Origin of the sequence: Pseudomonas sp. WS 5059 (assembly GCF_012985525.1) — a bacterium.
Classification (GTDB): domain Bacteria; phylum Pseudomonadota; class Gammaproteobacteria; order Pseudomonadales; family Pseudomonadaceae; genus Aquipseudomonas.
Map to the genome: position 1 here is coordinate 138,825 of NZ_JAAQWO010000010.1, position 19,758 is coordinate 158,582.

The 19,758-nt window shown below is 54.1% G+C and carries 18 protein-coding genes; 10 read left to right on the forward strand and 8 right to left on the reverse strand.

The window, feature by feature from the left end; translation table 11 throughout:
* The first annotated feature begins 21 nt into the window (after positions 1-21).
* The 6 genes from HBO12_RS28515 (at position 22) to HBO12_RS25860 (ending at position 4,312) form a co-directional block, all read left to right on the forward strand.
* Positions 22-294 (forward strand): hypothetical protein, encoded by a 273-nt coding sequence (locus tag HBO12_RS28515; protein ID WP_262377082.1) that lies wholly within the window; start codon positions 22-24, stop codon positions 292-294.
* Positions 295-395: 101 nt separating this feature from the next.
* A complete protein-coding gene (locus HBO12_RS25840) occupies positions 396-1,364 on the forward strand; it encodes a DUF932 domain-containing protein (protein WP_170043635.1) in 969 nt (322 codons plus the stop codon).
* Positions 1,365-1,441: 77 nt separating this feature from the next.
* Positions 1,442-2,446, forward strand: a complete 1,005-nt coding sequence (locus tag HBO12_RS25845) for a YqaJ viral recombinase family nuclease (RefSeq protein ID WP_170043636.1) — start codon at positions 1,442-1,444, stop codon at positions 2,444-2,446.
* 106 nt (positions 2,447-2,552) lie between these two features.
* A complete protein-coding gene (locus HBO12_RS25850; RefSeq protein WP_170043637.1) occupies positions 2,553-3,473 on the forward strand; it encodes a recombination directionality factor in 921 nt (306 codons plus the stop codon).
* 51 nt (positions 3,474-3,524) lie between these two features.
* Complete coding sequence (gene radC, locus HBO12_RS25855; protein ID WP_170043638.1) at positions 3,525-4,022, forward strand: RadC family protein; 498 nt, start codon at positions 3,525-3,527, stop codon at positions 4,020-4,022.
* 83 nt (positions 4,023-4,105) lie between these two features.
* The gene (locus HBO12_RS25860; RefSeq protein ID WP_170043639.1) at positions 4,106-4,312 is read left to right on the forward strand and encodes a hypothetical protein; all 207 of its coding nucleotides are present in this window, start codon (positions 4,106-4,108) and stop codon (positions 4,310-4,312) included.
* A gap of 577 nt (positions 4,313-4,889) precedes the next feature.
* Here the strand turns inward: HBO12_RS25860 and HBO12_RS25865 are convergent.
* From HBO12_RS25865 to HBO12_RS25885, 5 genes are all read right to left on the reverse strand, one after another.
* Positions 4,890-5,294 (reverse strand): hypothetical protein, encoded by a 405-nt coding sequence (locus HBO12_RS25865; protein ID WP_170043640.1) that lies wholly within the window; start codon positions 5,292-5,294, stop codon positions 4,890-4,892.
* Positions 5,295-5,421: 127 nt separating this feature from the next.
* A complete protein-coding gene (locus HBO12_RS25870) occupies positions 5,422-10,287 on the reverse strand; it encodes a DEAD/DEAH box helicase (RefSeq protein ID WP_170043641.1) in 4,866 nt (1,621 codons plus the stop codon).
* 237 nt (positions 10,288-10,524) lie between these two features.
* Entirely contained in the window at positions 10,525-11,508 is a 984-nt protein-coding gene (locus tag HBO12_RS25875; protein ID WP_170043642.1) for a YagK/YfjJ domain-containing protein, read from the reverse strand.
* A 391-nt stretch (positions 11,509-11,899) separates the two neighbouring features.
* Positions 11,900-12,094 carry a helix-turn-helix transcriptional regulator gene (locus HBO12_RS25880; RefSeq protein WP_170043643.1) on the reverse strand — a complete coding sequence of 65 codons (195 nt, stop codon included), beginning with the start codon at positions 12,092-12,094 and terminating at the stop codon, positions 11,900-11,902.
* A gap of 67 nt (positions 12,095-12,161) precedes the next feature.
* On the reverse strand, positions 12,162-13,523 hold the full coding sequence (locus HBO12_RS25885; RefSeq protein ID WP_170043644.1) for a hypothetical protein: 1,362 nt from the start codon (positions 13,521-13,523) through the stop codon (positions 12,162-12,164).
* 163 nt (positions 13,524-13,686) lie between these two features.
* On the opposite strand from HBO12_RS25885, the gene HBO12_RS25890 reads away from it, so the two are divergent.
* Positions 13,687-14,595, forward strand: a complete 909-nt coding sequence (locus HBO12_RS25890) for a hypothetical protein (RefSeq protein ID WP_170043645.1) — start codon at positions 13,687-13,689, stop codon at positions 14,593-14,595.
* 282 nt (positions 14,596-14,877) lie between these two features.
* Here the strand turns inward: HBO12_RS25890 and HBO12_RS25895 are convergent, their stop codons facing one another.
* Both HBO12_RS25895 and HBO12_RS25900 read right to left on the reverse strand, forming a co-directional pair.
* Positions 14,878-15,306 (reverse strand): TOBE domain-containing protein, encoded by a 429-nt coding sequence (locus HBO12_RS25895; RefSeq protein WP_170043646.1) that lies wholly within the window; start codon positions 15,304-15,306, stop codon positions 14,878-14,880.
* A 94-nt stretch (positions 15,307-15,400) separates the two neighbouring features.
* Positions 15,401-15,754 (reverse strand): gamma-glutamylcyclotransferase family protein, encoded by a 354-nt coding sequence (locus HBO12_RS25900; protein WP_169955100.1) that lies wholly within the window; start codon positions 15,752-15,754, stop codon positions 15,401-15,403.
* Positions 15,755-15,870: 116 nt separating this feature from the next.
* On the opposite strand from HBO12_RS25900, the gene HBO12_RS25905 reads away from it, so the two are divergent.
* Positions 15,871-16,524 carry a TetR/AcrR family transcriptional regulator gene (locus tag HBO12_RS25905; RefSeq protein ID WP_169955101.1) on the forward strand — a complete coding sequence of 218 codons (654 nt, stop codon included), beginning with the start codon at positions 15,871-15,873 and terminating at the stop codon, positions 16,522-16,524.
* Here HBO12_RS25905 and HBO12_RS25910 read toward each other — a convergent pair.
* Entirely contained in the window at positions 16,518-16,817 is a 300-nt protein-coding gene (locus HBO12_RS25910) for a hypothetical protein (RefSeq protein WP_169955102.1), read from the reverse strand. The two genes, HBO12_RS25905 and HBO12_RS25910, sit on opposite strands and share 7 nt — an antisense overlap.
* 189 nt (positions 16,818-17,006) lie before the next feature.
* On the opposite strand from HBO12_RS25910, the gene HBO12_RS25915 reads away from it, so the two are divergent.
* Complete coding sequence (locus tag HBO12_RS25915; RefSeq protein ID WP_169955103.1) at positions 17,007-18,350, forward strand: GntT/GntP/DsdX family permease; 1,344 nt, start codon at positions 17,007-17,009, stop codon at positions 18,348-18,350.
* A gap of 26 nt (positions 18,351-18,376) precedes the next feature.
* Positions 18,377-19,732, forward strand: coding sequence for a D-serine ammonia-lyase (locus tag HBO12_RS25920; RefSeq protein WP_170043647.1), 1,356 nt, complete (start codon positions 18,377-18,379; stop codon positions 19,730-19,732).
* Positions 19,733-19,758: the final 26 nt, after the last annotated feature.

The following is a 19,758-nucleotide window of genomic DNA, read 5'->3' on the forward strand; positions in this document are numbered from 1 at the left end:
ATCGCGTCTTTCCACCAAGCCATGAAAATTGCGGCGGCCATAGGTACGGTTGGCGGTGCAGCACGCGGCGTCAGCGCAGCACTCGCGGGCGGCCAGTTAGGAGCCACTGTTGGCGCTATCGCTGGCCCACTCGGAATCACTCTCGGAACCGTTTCCGGCGCCATTCTCGGAGGACTAGCCGGCGGTGTCGGCGGCTGTGCGCTTGGCGCCCAACTCGGCGACCAACTTGACCGCCATGTGCTCGCCCACAATTTCTGCCTGATCTGTGGACATCGTTTCAATCTGCCTGCTTAAACCGTCCTCCCCTCCTCTCTTTTAGTACGTCCGGACAGTGCCACGCGATGCGTGGCATTTATGCCGGCTTGCACCCTCTTGCACCTTAAGGAATCGTAATCATGGCTCATCAAATCGAACAAATGGCTTACGTTGGCGCGACCCCGTGGCATGGCCTCGGCAGTCAACTGACTCAAAAACAACCTATTGAAATCTGGCAGCGTGAGGCCGGTATGGACTGGAAGATCCAGGAAAGCCCCGTTCACTTCAAAGCCGATGCTATCGGCCATCTCGGTAGCATTCACTCGTTCCCGGAGCAAAAGGTGCTTTACCGCTCTGACACCAAAGCGCCGCTGTCAGTGGTTTCCAACCGCTATCAAATTGTTCAGCCGCGTGAGGTGATGGAGTTCTATCGAGACCTGACTGAAGTGTCCGGCTATGAGCTGGAAACCGCTGGTGTGCTCAAGGGGGGTCGTAAGTTCTGGGCATTAGCGCGAACCGGGCAAAACACCGCGTTGAAGACCAACGATCAGGTCAGCGGCTATTTGTTGCTGGCGACCTCTTGCGACGGCACGCTCGCCACCACCGCGACACCAACCACCGTTCGTGTGGTCTGCAACAATACCTTGTCCATCGCACTGGATGGCACCACTCGCGCCATCAAGGTGCCGCACAGCACCCGTTTCGACCCACAGGTTGTCAAAAAGCAATTGGGTATCGCCGTCTCGCAATGGGACGAGTTCATGTATCGCATGCGCATGCTGGCCGAGCGCAAAGTCCAGTGGCATGAGGCCATGGGGTTCTTCATGACCGTATTGTGTGATGTCACGCCCAATAGCAAATTGCCTGAAATCCTCCCCAATGAACGCGCCCTGCGCAAGGTACAAAGCCTGTACGAGGGACGTGGCCGTGGTGCAACGCTTGAGTCGGCGCAGGGCACTGCCTGGGGTCTGCTCAACGCCGTGACCGAGTACGTCGACCACGAGCGCAGAGCGCGCAGCAATGAGTACCGCATGGACTCCGCCTGGTTCGGTCAGGGCGCACAGATAAAGCAACGTACGTTGGATGCAGCCCTGCAACTCGTAGCCTGAAATGCCTCCCCCCTCAACCATAACGCCCGTTCAGCACCGAGCTTAACGGGCGTTTTTGTGTCCGCAAGGTAACCCCTATGAAAGCGATCCCCCTAAATGAAAACACCTACAAGAGCCGTCCTGCCCTTCGTCTGATCGGCACTAAGGAACTACCCCGTGAAGATTGGCTAGCCGTGCGTAAGCAAGGTATCGGCAGCTCAGACGCAGGCGCAGCGGTTGGCCTCAACCCCTACAAATCGCAGTTGGAGTTGTGGCTTGAAAAAACTGGCCGGGATGCCAAGTTACCGAAAATAGATCCTCAGGATGAGGAAAGCCCAGCCTACTGGGGCAATGTTCTGGAGCCCATCGTGGCCTGGCATTACAGCAAGCGCAGCGGCAATCGGGTTCGCCGGATCAATGCGGTACTGCAGCATCCCGATCCTAAACTGCCCTGGATGCTGGCCAATATCGACCGCGAGGTTATCGGCACAGACGATGTACAAATCCTCGAATGCAAGACTGCCGGCATAAATGGAGCACGCCTCTGGAAAGAAGGCGTGCCCGAGTATGTGCAGTTGCAAGTCATGCACCAGCTCGCCGTCACCGGCAAACAGGCGGCGGATGTGGCGGTACTGCTCGGTGGTCAGCATCTGGAAATTCATCGCATCGAACGCGACGAGTCACTGATTGCTCGGCTGATCGACTTGGAGCGGCTGTTCTGGGATTACGTCGTCAGTGATACCCCGCCGCCGGCAGATGGTTCTGCCTCGGCGGAGCAGGCGTTGCGCTGCCTGTATCCACAGGACAGTGGGCAAAGCCTGGACCTTAGCCAGGACTCTCTGCTCTGTACGACCTTTACCGAATTGCAGAGCGTACGCGAGTCGATTGCTCTGCAGGAGAAGCAGGAAGCTCAGCTCAAGCAAACGTTGCAACAGGCCATGGGCGATGCCAGTCGGGCAGACTTCGCAACCGGCAGCATCACTTGGAAGAAAGCCAAAGACAGCGTGGCCCTGGACATCCCCCGTCTGCTGAAAGAAAAGCCCTATCTGCAAGTGCGCTACTCGACCACCAAAACCGGCAGTCGACGTTTTCTGCTGGCCTGAAAGCTCTTTCGCTCTTCTCTTATCCCCACGTCCTTTCTCTCCAAAGCCACACCGGTAGTTTGCACGGTCTCGGTGGCGTTTTTATTTCAGACACAGGAGAATTCCCATGCTCAAAGGTTTATCCATCACTCCCCCGATTTTGGGCCGAATTTCCATCGGCAAGGTCGTCGAAAAGAACGGCAAACGTCTGCCGGAGAAAGATGATCAGTTCACCATTACTTCGCAGGTTCAGAGCCGCGACGGCTGGCTGCTGCATCCACTCAATGAGGAGCTGCGCAACGGCCAGGACGGCAAACTACGCAGCGTTCCGATCCGTTTACTGTTCAACGAACCTGACCTCAACTTTCGGGCTGACTACAGCCTGTTCGACCGTAACACCGGCCGGCCGCTGTGCGTCGGCAACGGTGAGACCTGCAAGCGTTTGACCAAGGACGGCATCCAGTCGTTGCCCTGCCCTTCACCGGATGGCTGCTCATTTGCTAGAGGCAATTCCTGCAAGCCTTACGGCCGGCTGAACGTGATAATTGGTGATGACGATCCGCTGGGCAGTTTTGTCTTTCGCACTACGGGCTATAACAGCATCCGCACCCTGGCAGCACGCCTGCACTACCTGCAAGCCATCTCTGGCAATCGACTGGCCTGTCTGCCGCTGGAGTTACGCCTGCGCGGCAAGTCCACCCGCCAGAGCCATGGCACTCCGATCTTCTACGTAGACATCACGGTACGCAATGGCCTGAGCCTAGAAGACGCCTTAATGGAAGCCAAGCAACTGGAGGAAACCCGGCAAGCAGCGGGCTTTGAACAGAGCGCCTTGGATCACGCGGCCCGACGGGGCTTTAACCACGGGGCCTTTGAAGACAGCGAGGAGGACAGCGGGGCAATCGTCGAAGAGTTCTTCTCTGTCATTGAAAATCAGCCCGGCCCTATAGAGCCCCAAGGTCAACGGACAGCGCCTGCCAAATCCTCACTCGCGCAAAAGTTGGAGTCGCAAGTCACGCGGCACAACAGCAAGCCCACCGTCCAGTAACCGAGTTTCTCAACCCTCTCCGTTCTTACGCATTCGTATAGGAATATCCGCATGAAATATCACAAGCTCATAGCCGGTGAAACGACCGGTACCTATGTCATGGAGTCACCCGTCACCGAAGCTGACATTCTGCAGATGGCGCAACAACTGGCGATGAGTCGTCTGTCTAAAGGCAGGGCATTGACTGAGCCCAAGCACGTCTTCAGCCACCTGCAAACACTCCTGCAATACCATGAGTACGAAGTCTTTGCTTTGCTGCTGCTCGACTCCAAGTACCGAGTGATTGGTTTCAGAGAGCTATTCAGAGGCACGCTAGATGGTGCCCAAGTGTATCCACGAGAAGTAGTCAAGATAGCTTTGGAGCACAATGCTGCAGCAGTGATCCTGGTGCATAACCACCCATCTGGCGACCCAGAGCCCAGCCAAACCGATCGCACTATAACTACTGCTCTCAAAAACGCCCTTGACCTGGTTGGTACTCGGATATTGGATCACGTGATCGTGGGCTATGAAGGCTGCGTATCGCTGGCAGAGCGAGGGTATTTGTAGACGACTTTGTCTTTGGCGTTGCTTGTAAATGGCAGGTGCTTCGCTAACCGAACCCACATCGCCCCAACTCAAGGAGATCCCCCGTGGCGCTGATAAGCTTCCTAATTGCACTTCTCACGTTCATCGGCGTGCTGGCGAGTGCTTCGGCATTAGTTCTGACAGTGATTATGATGCTGCGCTGTCCACCTTTGCTGGTCGCTGTACTACTGGCCTGTTGGGTGCTAAGCCGGGTGCTCAAGAAAATCAACAAGCCGATTCTCAATTGTTCGCAAAGCAATAAAAACCACTGACAAAACCCACAAAAAATATTGAGATGAAGCAAGTCTGGTGTAATCCTACGAGGATGATGAGTGCACAGTTAACCGCAAGAAAGTGGCAAAAGCAGAGCGTAACAAATACATTCCAGCTATCTACGAGTTGAAAGTACTAAATGCCGGCGGATATTGCGAGGATCCGATTTGCCATGACAAAAATGACAAACCGGTTGGCATTCACTAGAAATAAAGGCACAGCATACCTCCGCGCCTTTATTTTTTTCGCTTTAATCGGCGAACATAGTACGCATCTAAAATATTTACTACCTATCAACCAGCTCCAGAAGCTCAATCTGATACCGATAACGTGCAGCAAGATGTTCCAGCAGAATTGAACCTATGGACATGCCGAGCAAGAACGCGCCAGCACCCAACAGTAAGGTATTACCGAAGTTCTCTATCCGACAGCCTGCTGCCAGCGTTCGGGAAATCCCTTCAAAGCCGCCAAACTCATCAGCAAATTAATACGCGGTTGCCAAAAGCCCTATGGCTGCGGCCTTCTCTCCAACAAAACGCCCTGTACGTGCACTGATACGTCTGACTTGCGTTCTAGTCAAAAACGAGCGTCTTTCAAAGCTGCAGACTCGTAATTAGCTAGACGATCAGCCAATGATTGCTCATGACGAATATCTGCACATAGTCCATCAAACGCCAGTTTTTTCCATCGAAAAGACAGCAAAAAAGAAGCCACCATCGGCGCAATTAATGTGGATATGGCCAGCAGCATGGAAATCGCACTCATCAGCAGCACAAATATTCTGGCGTATGTTGAGGGTAGTCTCGTGTCATAGAAAAGAACGAAGCACCCATTAACAAGAAGAAAAAGCAGAGAAAACCCTAAACACCAGTTGGTGATAACTTTTGCCTTCGCTCCCAAGCCGGTGCGCCGCACTTTACGCGGCTCACAACGACTTAGCTCTTTCAGTACCTGAATCGTTTTATCGATTGAAGTGGGCATTAACTCTCCATAATTACTGTTGGCGCCCTTAAAATCCTAGACTGCGAGCATCCCGCGAAATAACGCCAATTTAAATCGACTCGCTCTATCTAAGATAGAAGCGAGCCTTAAATGATACAAGTGGAATTTATATATCCAGCGGTGGCAGAGCCTTAACAATCTTCATAGTTTCCAGGCTAACCGTCACCACACGCAGGAACAGCTCCAATGGATATTTAGGATTGCTCATGGTCTCAATAGCCCAATCGTTGGCGTCGTTGGTGATACCGCTGTCTTTGTGGGTGCTGACGCATTGGCGCTCGACCACCCAATCCAATGCGGGCTTGCCGTTGACGATGTAGTCGTAGGCTTGCAGCGGGATGCCGGTGACGGTGATCTTGGCGTTGTAGTGCAAAATGGTAAGGTCTTTATCTTTGCCTTTCTTGCCGTACTTCATCTTGGTTACGCGGTAGTCACCGTCGCTGCTGGCTGTGCTTTGCACGTTAGCCGGGTACATGGCCACAGCTTCATAATCAATATGTAGCTCGGCCAGGGCACGGCCCGCTTTGGAGTAAGCCCAGAAATCAGCAGCAGCCTTTACCGCCGGTATGCGCGGCAACTCTTTGCTAAGGTTATCGGCGTACTTATCGCGGTACTCCGGCGAATGCAGCAGGCCGTAGACGTAATAAAATAGGTCTTCCTTCCTGATGACTTCGCCTGGGTAGGCGGAGCTGAAGTGCGCCAGACCTTCGTCGGTGATAGCGTCGCGGCGGTGCCCCTTGAGCGCGGCCTGTGGCTCTTTAAAGAGGCCAGCTTCAGCAGCGTCTTTTTCTTCATAGCCATATAAGAAGAGAGGAAAGCACTGCGCCTTTTCCAAAGTATCATACGTTCCTACGCTGCGCAGCATCAAAGCAGAAAATCCGCTCCGAGAACCCTTACCGGAAACAGTTATAACCTTATTATCTTCTGTAAAATAGTCAGGAGTCTTTCCACGAGACTCCACCAGCGATTTGTCGATATAAATCCAACTGTTTGTGAACGGCCTATAAGAGCAGCGAACAAAGGCATCAGTATTTATTGCATGCGTTTTCAACCGCTCACAATCTTTTCGAAGGGCTCTAGACCAGCTAATCTGCGCAGAGTCTAAACTCACAGAATCGTCAACACTTGGCCGCCCCCCTAAAGCAGCAAGTCTTTCAACTTCAGAATTATAAAAATCTAAAGTTTTATTTATATTTGATCGTAATTTTTTATCTGAATAATTAACACACCAGGTATCTCTATTAGTCATCAATGCCGGAGAGCAAACGCGAAATATTGACTCCCTCTCAGCGCCACCGAGCTTGATAAATTCTCCGAAACCATCATCGCGCTGCCTTAGCCAATCGTTGTGTACATCGGGAGTAATAGTCTGCCAGGGATTTTCATAAGACACCCCTGAGACACTTACTAAGCGGCGGAGTCTTTCTAGTTTCTCAGGGAGCGTCAGGTCATCCCCTATGTCATGATAAAAAATATTTCCATGACTATTGGAAGCTGGATTTTTTACAAATAAGGTTATTGCAACACCTGTCATGCTGTCACCAGCAAAAATATTTTCACCCTCTTTTGCACGCCCCTTACTTAGCATGTTTTTTCGGATATCTCCCCGAAGATTTAGCACATACACGGTAGTAAATTCTTCGGCTAACGCTTTGCGCATACCACTCATGGCGGCTTTATCAACAAATCCTGAGCCAGATACATATCCAATAATTCCGCTATTGCCAATCCTGTCACTAGCCCAACGAATTGCACGTATATAACTATCATACAAAGAGCGAGTAAGCGTTAGATTTGAGCCCTCCACATAGGTAGCGCGAATACGACTATCCAGATGAGGGTAAGCGATATTTTGATTATTATCGTTTGCGCTTTCCTGCCCGACTGAATATGGAGGATTTCCGATTATAACCCGAATATCCAATGCTTTTTGGCGGGTGCGGCGAGCACTGTTATCCACAAGCAGCTCACTGACCAAATCGTCCTTTTCGTAAAGCTGGAAGGTATCGGTTAAGCAGATACCTTCGAAGGGCTGGTACTCGCCCCCGACAATACTGTGATACACGGCCTCGATATTGATGGCAGCAATGTAGTAAGCCAACAGTACGATTTCGTTAGCGTGGATTTGGCCTTGGTATTTGGCCTGTAGCTGCTCTTTACTTATTAGGCCGCTTTGCAGCAGGCGGGTAATGAAAGTTCCGGTTCCAGTGAAGGGATCGATGATATGCACCCCATCGCTGCCCAAGGTTTGGCCGAACTCACTTTGCAAGATTTCGTTAACACTGTGGATGATGAAATCGACCACCTCCACCGGGGTGTAAACGATACCTAGGCGATCACTCATTCGTGGAAACGCATTTTTGAAAAACTTGTTGTACAGCTCGACGATGATTTTCTGTTTGCCTTCAGCATTGTCGATGCCTTCGGCACGCATCTTCACACTGTCATAAAAGCGCTGGAGAGTATCGGCCTCTTTGTCCAGGTGATGTTCTTGCAGCACGTCCAGGACGTTTTGCATGGCACAGGACATGGGGTTGCTGCTGGCGAAGCTGTAGCCCTCGAATAATGCGTCAAACACCGGTTTGGTGATCAGGTGCTGGGCTAGCATCTCGATCACTTCACCATCGCTGATACTGTCGTTCAAGTCGTCGCGTAATTCGCCGGCAAAACTAAAGAAGGCATCCCGCTCACGGATGTTGGCTTCGTTTTCAATGATGCTTGTGATGCGGATAATGTGGGTGTGGGCAATCTTGGCGATATCCTTGGCCCAGTCTTCCCAGTGACTGCGGTTACCGCACTTTTTTACTACCTTTGCATAGATCGCACGCTCAATTTCGCCAATCTCGAACTCTAAACCGAACTGCTCAGGTGCGGGGCCGTGGTCATATTTTCCGCTCGCTTCGCCAATGCCATAGGTATTCTTGCCGGTGTCTTTGCCGGTGTTGCTGCGGTCGGACTTTTTGTTGAGTTTCTCAGTGACGGCGATGACTTCCATCTTGGCCGGATCGCTTCCGATCAGGTCGAGCTTGTTGACCATGGCGTCGAAGCGATCATCGTGGGAGCGCAGGGCTTGCAGTACTTGCCAGACGACCTTATAGGTCTTGTTGTCGTTTAACGCGTCCTCAGGGGACATGTTGGAGGGAATAACGACGGGCAAAATCACATAGCCACGCTTCTTGCCTTCGGCTTTGCGCATGACGCGGCCAACCGATTGCACAACGTCCACTTGAGAATTGCGCGGGGTAAGAAACAGCACAGCATCTAGCGCAGGCACATCTACGCCTTCAGACAGACAGCGCACGTTGCTTAAAATGCGACAGGTGTTGTCGGGAACCTCCGCTTTCAACCAAGTGAGCTCGTCCTCCTTCTGCCCTGCAGTCATGCCCCCGTCCACATGGGAAGCTTCGCAGATAAGAGTTGCAGCGACGTCATCGTTGTCAGGGTTGCTGGCTTTGTACTCTTCAACCACCTGCTTAAACATGTTGGCGATATTTTTGGAGCTGACCTTGTGCGTCTTAGCGAACTTTTGGTACTCGATCACCTGGCAGAAGGCCACGGCACGGCGCATTGGGTCGCCATCGTCGACAAGATCTTCGCGGGTGTCTTGTTTGCTCAGGGCCTTCCAGCAGCCGATGATTTTGGCGGCGTCTTCCAGCTTGATTTGGTTGTCATCATCGGCCAGCAGTTTTTGCAGGCGGCTGCTGATGTGCTTTTCATCCATGGCCAGCACAAGTACTTTGTAATCGACCAGCAGCTCAGTTTTTACCGCCTCGCTGAAGGTGATAACAAATAGCTCTTTGCCGTACAGGCTGTCGTCATCCATGGAGCACAGAGCAACATCATCTTTTTCAGCGCTTGCCTTGGCCAGCTCACCATAAATGCGCGGAGTAGCGGTCATGTACAGCCGCTTGGCACTGCGGATGTAATCGGCATTGTGAACTTTAACGAAGGCGCTCTCGTCATCATCGAAGGTGGCCCCGGTAGTGCGGTGGGCTTCGTCGCAGACGATCAGGTCAAATTCAGCCAGACCATGCAGATGCTGGGCATCGCTGATGACTCCAATGGAGTGGTAGGTGCTGAACACCACGCTCATGTGATTGTCTTCGTGTCGTTTGAGCATCTCTGCCGCCAGCCGGGCCGAGTCGGTGGTGGCTGGGTAGCGCAATTCGTGGGCAAAGGTTTGTACTATGTCATCGTCTTTCTTGCGTTTTTTACCTACGTCGCTGTCAGAACACACGGCAAAGCTATGGAGTGGGATTTCGCTCTCTTGCGTCCACTCGGTCAGGGTTTGCGACAGTAATGACAGGCTAGGCACCAGAAACAGTACACGCTTACCCTCGCCAGCTAGCTGCTCTGCGATCTTGAGGCTGGTAAAGGTTTTACCAGTGCCGCACGCCATGATCAGCTTGCCCCGATCAGCGCCTTGCAAGCCGCTGGTAACGGATAGCAAAGCGCGCTTCTGATGGTCGCGCAGCGATTTCTTAGCTTTAAGAACAGCTATCTGATTAGGCTTGTATTTGACCCAATCGATCTGACTGTCCTCCAAGGCTTGCAGGTCTATCTTGTTGATCGCCTGGTGTCGATTTAACAAAGCATTGTCGGCATGCTCTGACCAGTTATTCGTTGTTGTAACAATGATGCTGTGTGTGAAAGGCTTTTGACCTGATGACGCGAGGAAGCTATCTATATCGCCTTTCTGCACACGATAGTTTTCTGCGTACATCTTGCACTGGATAGCATGAAACTCTTTGGTTCCCTGAGTTCTAGCTACTAGGTCTATACCAGTGTCACGGCCGTCCTCTCCATACTCCTTCGCCCAATCTGAGAATGTCCAAATCTGCTCGTACAAATCACGATATTGGGCTTCATTGCGCAGGTACGTGCAGATCAGCTCTTCGAAGTAGGTACCTTTCTCACGTTCAGTTACAGAAGCATTGCGGTAGCTATCGAGCAGGCTGGCCAGGGCGGACATGGAAATTCCTTTTGACTACGGCAGGCGCGTTACGCACGCCAAATTTCGGCAGTTTACCAAGCAAGGTGGGGGTAGGTAAGTAAATGACAGCTCAGCGGCGCAACGGAAACAAGGCAAGCTAGCAAGTCGAAGAATGTTTGCATAAACGCTCCCAAATCGATCCGAGCAGGGTGCATGCAAAAGCTACAGCGCAACAGGTCGTGGTGGCGAACCTGGATGAATGCAGCCCTGGCTCTATCAGTGACGGGCTAGGCGGCCTACCAACCCCATTCGCAGGCATCGAGCTCCCAAGGGCTTCAGCCGCAGCGGCTGATCATCCTTGACCAGGTAAACCATCGCATAATGGACATGGGCACGAATCGTCCGGTCATTCCGAAGGATCATGCCTATACCCAGCCGGTCCTCCTTATCCTTATCCTCGTCCTTGTACTCTTCCTTGTCGTGGTTGCAGCTGTGGAAGTAGCCCTGCCCCCAAGTGATGCGCTCCCACAACTCACCAATCTGCTGGGCCTTGTAGAGGTCAGCCCACACCTCGTTACCGTTGAAAAAGAAAGCCGCATGAATGTGGTAGCCACGATCCTCCCCCTGCTCCACTGCGCAGATATAGCCAATGAGGTGGTCAAATATCGGGTTACGCTCACGCTCAGCAATCAACCGGTCGAGATCATCGAATATTTGCTCGACTCGCAGCCTGACCTGAACCGTCTGGTAGTAATAAAGATTGACCCGAATGATCAGGGTCCGCGAGTAGCGAGCAAGCATCGCGTCTGAGTAATCACGGACACGGTCCCCCTGCTGGCTGGCCAGATCGCGACGATCCCCCTTCTTACGGCGATACCATTGCTGACCCGTTAACCGACGGATCTGGTCGACGAGTACGTTCATGCTGCGGTGATGGTCCAGGTAGGCTGTAGCGCTCTCGTTCAAGCAGACGGGACGTTCTATGCCACGTTCTAGCCCGACGTCTTGGCAAGCGTCCCAGAACGCTTGCAGGTGCTCGCTGTATTGGTATTCGCAGCGATCATCGAACAGGTCAATCATTTGCCGAATGTGTTTGAAGTACCTGGACAGTCTGGTCCGCTCAATCTGCTCATTACCTGAACGCGTGCCTGGCAGCCAGAATGCTGGGGTGTCGGATCGCTCGATGGACTTAACGAGCCGCTCGATCTGTATGGCGATATCGGATTGGGGGAGGCTGGTATAGGGAGTGCTATGGCTCATGGTTGAGTACCTGGTTGGTTGTTCACATACCAGATACCGACTGTGCAATTTATAACCGCTGACCTACTCCCTTGATAACCAGCGATGACTGGACCATAGGGAGATTATTCATAGGTCGTTGATGAGTGCTTCATGGCGAGTAGATTGGGTAGTGAATGCCTACCTAGGAGCTATATAAATAGATGCAGCTCCGACTCAAGTGAACGCTCCCGACCTGACAGGGCAATGAAGATCAACATTACCAAGCCAGCCGGGGAATTTGCCAATCCGTCGTCTGTGGAAGTTAGCTGAGAGCTGATGACCACCAGTCGGCATAAACACCATGACCAACAACAAGCTGGTCATGGTGTTTATGCTGGATGGAAAGACTTACTCGCCATGGTTTGCTGGGTCACGCGCTCGCGGCCAGATCACGCTCCTCGATCCTGGCCAGGATCCAATCTTGGACCTCACTTTCGACAAATCCAATGCAGCGTTCGCCGAGCGAGACTGTTTTTGGAAAGGTGCCTTCCCCGATGTACTTGTAGATGGTCGACCGGGCCAGTCCAGTCGAGTCGATAACTTCTTTTAAGCGGATGATCCTCATGAACGAGCTCCTGTATTACGTTCAGAGGATTGGCAAGGTCGGTAAAAAATGAACTCCGCCCAATCGCTTACCCTTTAGGACGTGTCAGCAACCCGCAGTCATAGCGATCCTCCAACGACATGCACGCCTCACGGGATGAACTCAATACATCCGGAATCTGAATTCCATTTTCTTTAATCAGACGACTGCCTCGCCAACCACTCACGGAACGGGGGAAGGCCAGCAGCGACAGATGAAAGTAGCCCTTGGGCAGCGGCAGGATGATGAAATCCATATCACCAAAAGGAATCCCGGATACTTGAGCAAATCGCGTTTTAAACTGATCGGCCAATTCAAAGGCCAGGCCATAGAAATAATCCACGGCAGCATCCCGTAGACTCTTGTCGTTCATCCTCTCGTCGGAGGTGGACAATTCTTGCGGAAACCGAAAGTCCCGATCAATCCAGTCATTCAAGTAAGGAACCTCAATACGCTTGCCGCGTATCCCAAGGTCCGGCCAATGATGGGAGAGCAGATAGGAGGCGTACGCATTCAGTTTTAACTGCAGCACTTGGAACACCGCGAGATGCCGCCAGCTCTTGAAAAAAGTGGCCACCTGCAGAGGTGTTGCTCTCGCGTAGCCCGCAGGTTGCTTCTCAGCAGCCCGTACATTCTCAATAAAAATATTCATGTGCAGCTCATGGCTATCTGCCAAATGCAAAGCCTGATGCACCAGCACAGCATGCACGTCACCTAACGGCGCGAGCATTGGGTGGTTCAGGTTCAAAAAGTAGGTGCTTTTGATCTTCGCAGGAAAGATCGAGCTGGACACACCGCCTACATAGCTGCGAATAAAGCCCAGGCTAGTTAAGCGTTGAAGTCTGTGTTTCAGGCTTGCATCATCCAGCCCAGTTAGCCGCCTCAGCTGAGCGTTACCCACATCACGCACCACACCGAAGGCATCCGCCCGACTCAGCAGAGTGATCAGCAAGAGCCGACCGGGAATGCTAAGCCGACCTCTGCTCTGAAGCCTCGGCGCTCCACCGCTGCCGGCGACAGGCTGAATCTGTTTCACGGCACCCGAAGGGTTATCAGGTAGCTGGGCCTGAATATCCGGATCGCTTATTAGATGCCCTATCATTGACTCATACTTTACAGATGATTCATTCACGCACCGCAGCTTGTCTGCAAACGCCGCGTGGATAACAAACCGACTTTTCGGTCGCCCCCTGCCTTCAGCCACCGCCAAGCTTTCAAGCCAACCCCTACAGACAAGATCAGCCGTCGCTCTCGACACTAATTGATCTGGTACCCCGAGCACCTTGGCCAAGTCTTTAACCGTGCGCGCTACAACATCTGTACACCCGAAACGCCGAACAAACGCAGCCAGGAAGAATTTCACTTCTGGTTTGACGTCATCAAGCTCCATTGCCAGAACACGCAGATACACGACCAATTCACCCGGCTATAAAATTAATTTATCTCGATAAATATACCTTATTTTATTGGTATCTATAAAATCTAGCCGAACTAATAACGTTACGCATAACGAATTGAACAGCGGAGCATCTTAAGCTATAACATAAACTCGGTTGATGACGTGGTGGTATGCGATGCGCCAGAGAACACTAGGCTTGGATTGGCTGGACGAAAACGACAGAGAACAACGGCGCTGGGCTCTGAGTTACCTCAGAACCAAAGGGAAGACCACCGGCTCTGTCGCTACACATAAGTTCATGCTGGAGCTAGGTTTGGAGTTAGAGGGGTCAGCCGATGACCGTAAAATTCTCGATTTGATGAAAAACGCTTGGCGTCAAAAGCGGGGCCGAGCTCCCACCAAAGAAAGGAAACCCTGCACTTTCACTCTCCAGCTTTCGACAAAAAAAACGTTAGCCAAATTAGCCAAGGCTAACGATATGCCCGCCACTTCCCTGCTTGAGATTCTGATTGAGAACGCAGCGAGCGAAGCAAAAGACCAAATAGAGTGGATGAAGCAGCAAAAGACACGCGCTAATGATTTGAAGCGAGAACTAGAGGAAGGGAAAATTCGGCAAGCCAACACTGAGGCCCACCTAGAAAAATGCTTTATCTTTCTGACTGACTGGGAAGCAACGTTGGAAGGTAAGGGATCAAGCAATATTAATGAGCTCACGATCGAGGCAAAGAGCCTGCCGCCGATGGAATTGATCAAGCAGGAGATCAATCATGCCCTTGAAGCAATCCAATCATCCGCTGGTCGCAGACGTCGCAGGGACCTGAAGCAGCATTCAACATCTGACGCCATGTCTCCAATCAGGGCGACTGATTTAGTAAGGTTTCACAAACGCCCATGTGATGCCGTGCAGGCCGCTGATACATCCGTAAACCCTGACCCATTAAATGATCAGCATGCCGTCGAAAAACCAAAATACGTCATTCAACAGCGCAAAAGACTTTCAGAGCAGACCCTGAATTCACTGCGTAAAATAGGTGTTGTTCCTGAACAGCATGAACTCAATACTCAGCATGCTGATGATGATTGAGTGGCCGAGGTGCGGACGAGACATAGATCTCCTACACGGGCCGTCAACACTGAGAACAGTCGATACCTAACGCAGGTATTCCAAATGGTATTCCAAGCACATAATAAAACTGTACTTTCCTTTTTATATCAGCAACTTACAAAACCAGTTCAAATTACCCCGGCCCACCACTTCAACATCTAAAGACGTCCACGGACGTCTTTTTTTGTGCCTGCAATCCACCGTCAAAACGCTCTAACCCTGCGCCCACAATTAATCCTATCCCCATCCCCCCAAAAAACCTCAACCCCGCCCCCCCAAAATAATATGCGAAGCCTTAATCACCGCAGTAGCACCAACGCCCGGCATCAGCCCCAGCTCTGCAACGGCATCGCGGGTGACGATGGAGTAGACCTTCGACCCTCCTGCCAGCTCGATAACTACTTCAGCGTTGACCGCACCATCGTTGACGCTCAACACCTTGCCTTCCAGGCAGTTGCGCGCCGACAGGCGAATGTCGCTGGATTCGGTCATCAGCATCACCCACGGTGCCTTGATCAGGGCGACTGCGTCTTTACCCACCGCAATTCCGAGGTTGCGGATGCTTTCCATGGTCACCACGGCAACCAGTTGCTCGCCGCCCGGTAGGGTCAATACCACTTCGGCGTTGACGGCCCCTGCCTGGACCTGGCTGACACGGCCGTTGAATACGTTGCGTGCACTGACTTTCATGAGAGAGGCCTTTTTTGACTTTTCAGTTAAGAACTCCAGCCATCATTACGCTTAGCGCTGTGTAAAGACAACGACAGCGATTCGCGCAGCAGGCTCAAGCCCGTACATACACCCAGGCCCGGCTGCCCGATTTGAGGGCCACGCTGACTCGTTTGTAGTCCGCCACCTCGTAGGCATCGGCGGCAATCAGTTCCTGCTGGGTAATCTCGAAAACAGTGCCGGCGATTTCATCCTGCAGGTTGGCGCTCTCCTGCACGATGGGATGATGGGTTTTCCCACTGGCGGCCAGCACCGCGGGGTCGGTGATTTCGACCAGTTGTTGCGTGTAACCGGGCAGCGTATCGGGGCGGCCCTTCAATTCGCGGCCAAAATTGGACAGCTGCACGGCCTTGTCCTGCAAGGTGCCGTAGGAAAACAACAGAACCGCTTGCTCGATGTCATGTGTCATGGGGTGTCCTTGGGTAAGTCTTCATAAAACCTGCCGCTGTTAGAAAGCGCAGGTCATTCGCTATGTAGTTTTGTATATTGCGATATTCGTCAATGATACAGCCATGAGCCCTCATCATGACCACCTCTAGCGCGCAAGACGGTGCCGAGCGTTGCCGCACCCGTGAGCATCATCAACGTGTGATCCTGCAGGCTGCCTGCGAGGAATTCGCCGCCACAGGCTTCGACGCGACCCAGACCCGCACCATCGCCGCACGCGCCGGGGTCCCTAAGGCAAACCTCTATTACTACTTCCACAGTAAAGAAAACCTGTACGCCCAGGTGCTGCTCAGCTTTGTAGAGCCCCTGCTCCAGGCGTCTGCAGAACTGCGCGCCAGCGACGATCCGGTGGTGGCACTACAGGCCTATGTCCATGCCAGGATTCGCATCCTTGAGCAAAACCCGCTGACCTCGAAGGTCTTCAGCCACGAACTACTACTTGGAGGCAAACAACTCCCGGATGAATGCAGGGACCTGCTCCAGGCCGAGGTGCGGCGTAATGTCGAATGCCTGCGCAACTGGATCGACCGTGGCCTGCTCGGCCCTTTTGATCCGGAACACTTGATGCTGTTCATCTGGTCGGCAACGCGGACCTACACCAACCTCGGCTGGCAGATGTCGTTGATTACCGGCAAGCCAACACCCGACGACGCCGACTATGCGTGCGCGGCCGCGACTATTACGCGAATGGTGCTGCGCGGGGTAATCCCCGGTACACCGCCAGGTTACTGACCGCCCTCTTCACAAACAGCCTTCAACCCCAAGACGGTGGTCGGCGTGCTGCCAATATGCGTCTGCGTGGCAACCACCATATTGGCCCCGGTATCACCTTCCAGATGATATGGCTTGCCATCACAGGCCTTGGCGGCCTTTTGGTTGATGTTTTCCAACAAGCCTTCGCGGGAGTTAAAGATGCTGCCGTGGCTGGTGATCATGTATTGGCCGGGAGCGATTTCATTGACGCCGGTGAAGGTGCAACCCGTCAGGGCCAGGGCAATACATCCGGTTAACAGTAATGCTTTCAAGTGCTCGAACTCCTGTAAGGGCCTGACGATTGCGCAGGCGCCGCGCATTGTCGAGCAATCGCCAGCCCCTGGCCATAAGTGAACAGGCTTCAACTAGCGCCTGACGAATCATCGTTTGTCCCCGCCATAGGCCTGAAATCTAATCCATCGCAAACAACTAACAATAACTGCGATGGAGCAGACCCACCCATGTCCCCTACCTTTTCTCTATTGATCCTCGGCGCGTCAATCCTGTTGATCGTCATGCTGATCGGTAAATGTCGCGTCCATCCATTCCTCGCCCTGATCGCCGCCAGCCTGCTGGTGGGTGTCGGCACGGGAATGACCCCCACCGCCATTGTCTCGGCATTTGAGAAGGGCATGGGCAGCACGCTCGGCTTTCTCGCCGGCATCATTGGGTTGGGCAGTATTCTCGGCAAGTTGCTGGAAGAGTCTGGCGGCGCCAAGCGCATTGCGACCACGCTGCTGCGGCTGCTGGGTGAGCAGAACGCCGCGTGGGCGATGATGCTGGTGGGCTTTATTGCCGGGATTCCGGTGTTCTTCGAGGTGGGATTTGTGCTGCTGATCCCGCTGATTTATGTGGTTGCCCGTCAGACCCGGATCAACCTGCTGTACCTGGGCGTGCCGCTAGCGACCTCGCTGATGGTGGTGCACTGCATCCTGCCGCCGCACCCTGCCGCCACGGCCATTACCGGCATGCTCAATGCCGATATCGGCAAGGTGATTCTGTACGGGCTGATCGTCGGGTTGCCGACCGCCGTGATCGCCGGGCCGATCTGGGTCAAGCTGACCTGCGCGCGGCAGGCCCCGGCCGGCCAGGCGCAGTTCCTGGCCGAGCGCGGCGAAGGGAACATCGACGACAGCCAATCCCCCAGCTTCGCGATTGCGATGATCACCGTGCTGTTGCCCTTGGCGCTGATGGTGGGCAAAACCCTGGCCACCCCCTTGCTGGCCAAAGGCTCGATGGCGTTTGAGTGGGTATCTTTTATAGGCAACCCGCTGATTGCGCTCGTACTGTCGATTTGCTTTGCCTACTGGTCCCTGGGCCTGCGCCGTGGGCTGGGCATGGGCGACCTGCTTGACCTGACCCACCGCTGCTTCCCGCCACTGGCCGGCATTCTGCTGGTGATCGGTGCAGGTGGGGCGTTCAACGACATGCTGGTCGGCAGCGGCATCGGCAAAGTCCTGGCGGACGTGCTGGGCCAGTCCAACATCAACCCGATCCTCCTGGCGTGGCTGATCGCCGGGCTGATGCACTTCGCCGTGGGCTCGGCCACCGTCGCCATGATCAGCACCGCCGGCATGGTGCTGCCGATCCTCGGACAGAACCCGCAATACAGCCCCGAGATCCTGGTGATCGCCATCGGTGCCGGCGCCATCGGCTGGACCCACGTGACCGACTCGGCGTTCTGGGTCGTAAAAGAGTACCTGGGGATTTCCCTCTCCGAGGCCCTCAAGAAATTCACCGGCGCCACCGTGCTCGCCTCGGTAGCGGCCCTGGTCTTTACCCTGATTCTTTCCCGGTTTGTGTGATGAACCCCACCCCAAAGGCAGTTCCCATGATTCAAGGCAAAACCCTAGACGCCTGGTATGCAAGTCATCCCGTTATCCAGCAACTGGTCGCGCTTGAGCCGGTCAGTTGGTTCAACCCCGCGATCGCCCCGGCCGCTGTAGGGCTGGGGGATGTCGGCCTGACCCTGGACGATGTACAAGACGCCAGCGCGCGCCTGCTTCGCTTCGCGCCCTATCTCGCCAAGGTGTTCCCGGAGACGGCGGCGGCGGGCGGCATCATCGAGTCCGCGATCCAGCCGCTGAAGGCCATGCAGCACGCGCTGTTGAGCGAGGCCGCCCTCCCCGACAGCGGCGCGCTGTGGCTGAAAAAAGACAGCGACCTGCCGATCTCCGGCTCGATCAAGGCCCGTGGCGGTATCCATGAAGTGCTCAAGCACGCCGAAGACCTGGCCCTGCAGGCAGGCCTGATCACCCTCGACGACAACTACGCAGCCTTGGCCGGCGAGCGCGCACTGGCGTTTTTCAGCCAGTACAAAATCGCCGTGGGCTCCACCGGCAACCTGGGCCTGTCCATCGGCATCATCAGCGCCAAGCTGGGTTTCCAGGCGACGGTGCACATGTCCTCCGATGCCCGCCAATGGAAGAAGGACAAACTGCGCGCCAGCGGCGTGACGGTGGTGGAATACGCCTCTGACTACAGCGTTGCCGTGGAAAACGGCCGCCTGCAGGCGCAAAACGATCCGGCCTGCTATTTCATCGACGATGAAAACTCGCCCCACCTGTTCCTCGGCTATGCCGTGGCCGCCGAGCGCCTGGCCCGGCAATTCGACGTGGCGGGCGTGCGGGTAGACGCCGAGCACCCGCTGTTCGTGTATCTGCCCTGCGGTGTTGGCGGCGGCCCTGGTGGCGTGGCATTTGGCTTGAAGCTGGCGTTTGGCGATGCGGTGCATTGTGTGTTTGCCGAGCCGACCCACTCCCCATGCATGCTGCTCGGTGTGTACAGCGGGCTGCACGACCAGGTGAGCGTGCAGGACTTCGGCATCGACAACGTCACCGCGGCTGACGGCCTGGCAGTGGGCCGCCCCTCCGGCTTCGTCGGCAAGGCGATGCAGCGCCTGATCGATGGCTACTACACCGTCACCGACGAAGAGCTCTACCGCCTGATGTTCCTCGCCCACGACCTTGAAGGGGTAAAACTCGAACCTTCGGCCCTGGCCGGCGCGCCAGGCATTGTGCGGGTACTCAAGGACGCGCAGTATTTGCAGCGCATTGGCGTCGGTGCCGCACAACTGGCCAACGCCACGCACTTGATCTGGGGTACCGGCGGCAGCATGGTACCTGCGCAGGAGTACGCGACTTATCTGGATAAGGGGCGTGCTCTGCAAACGACAATCCACCGCTGATCGCCGGCGGCTGACGCGAAGAGGGA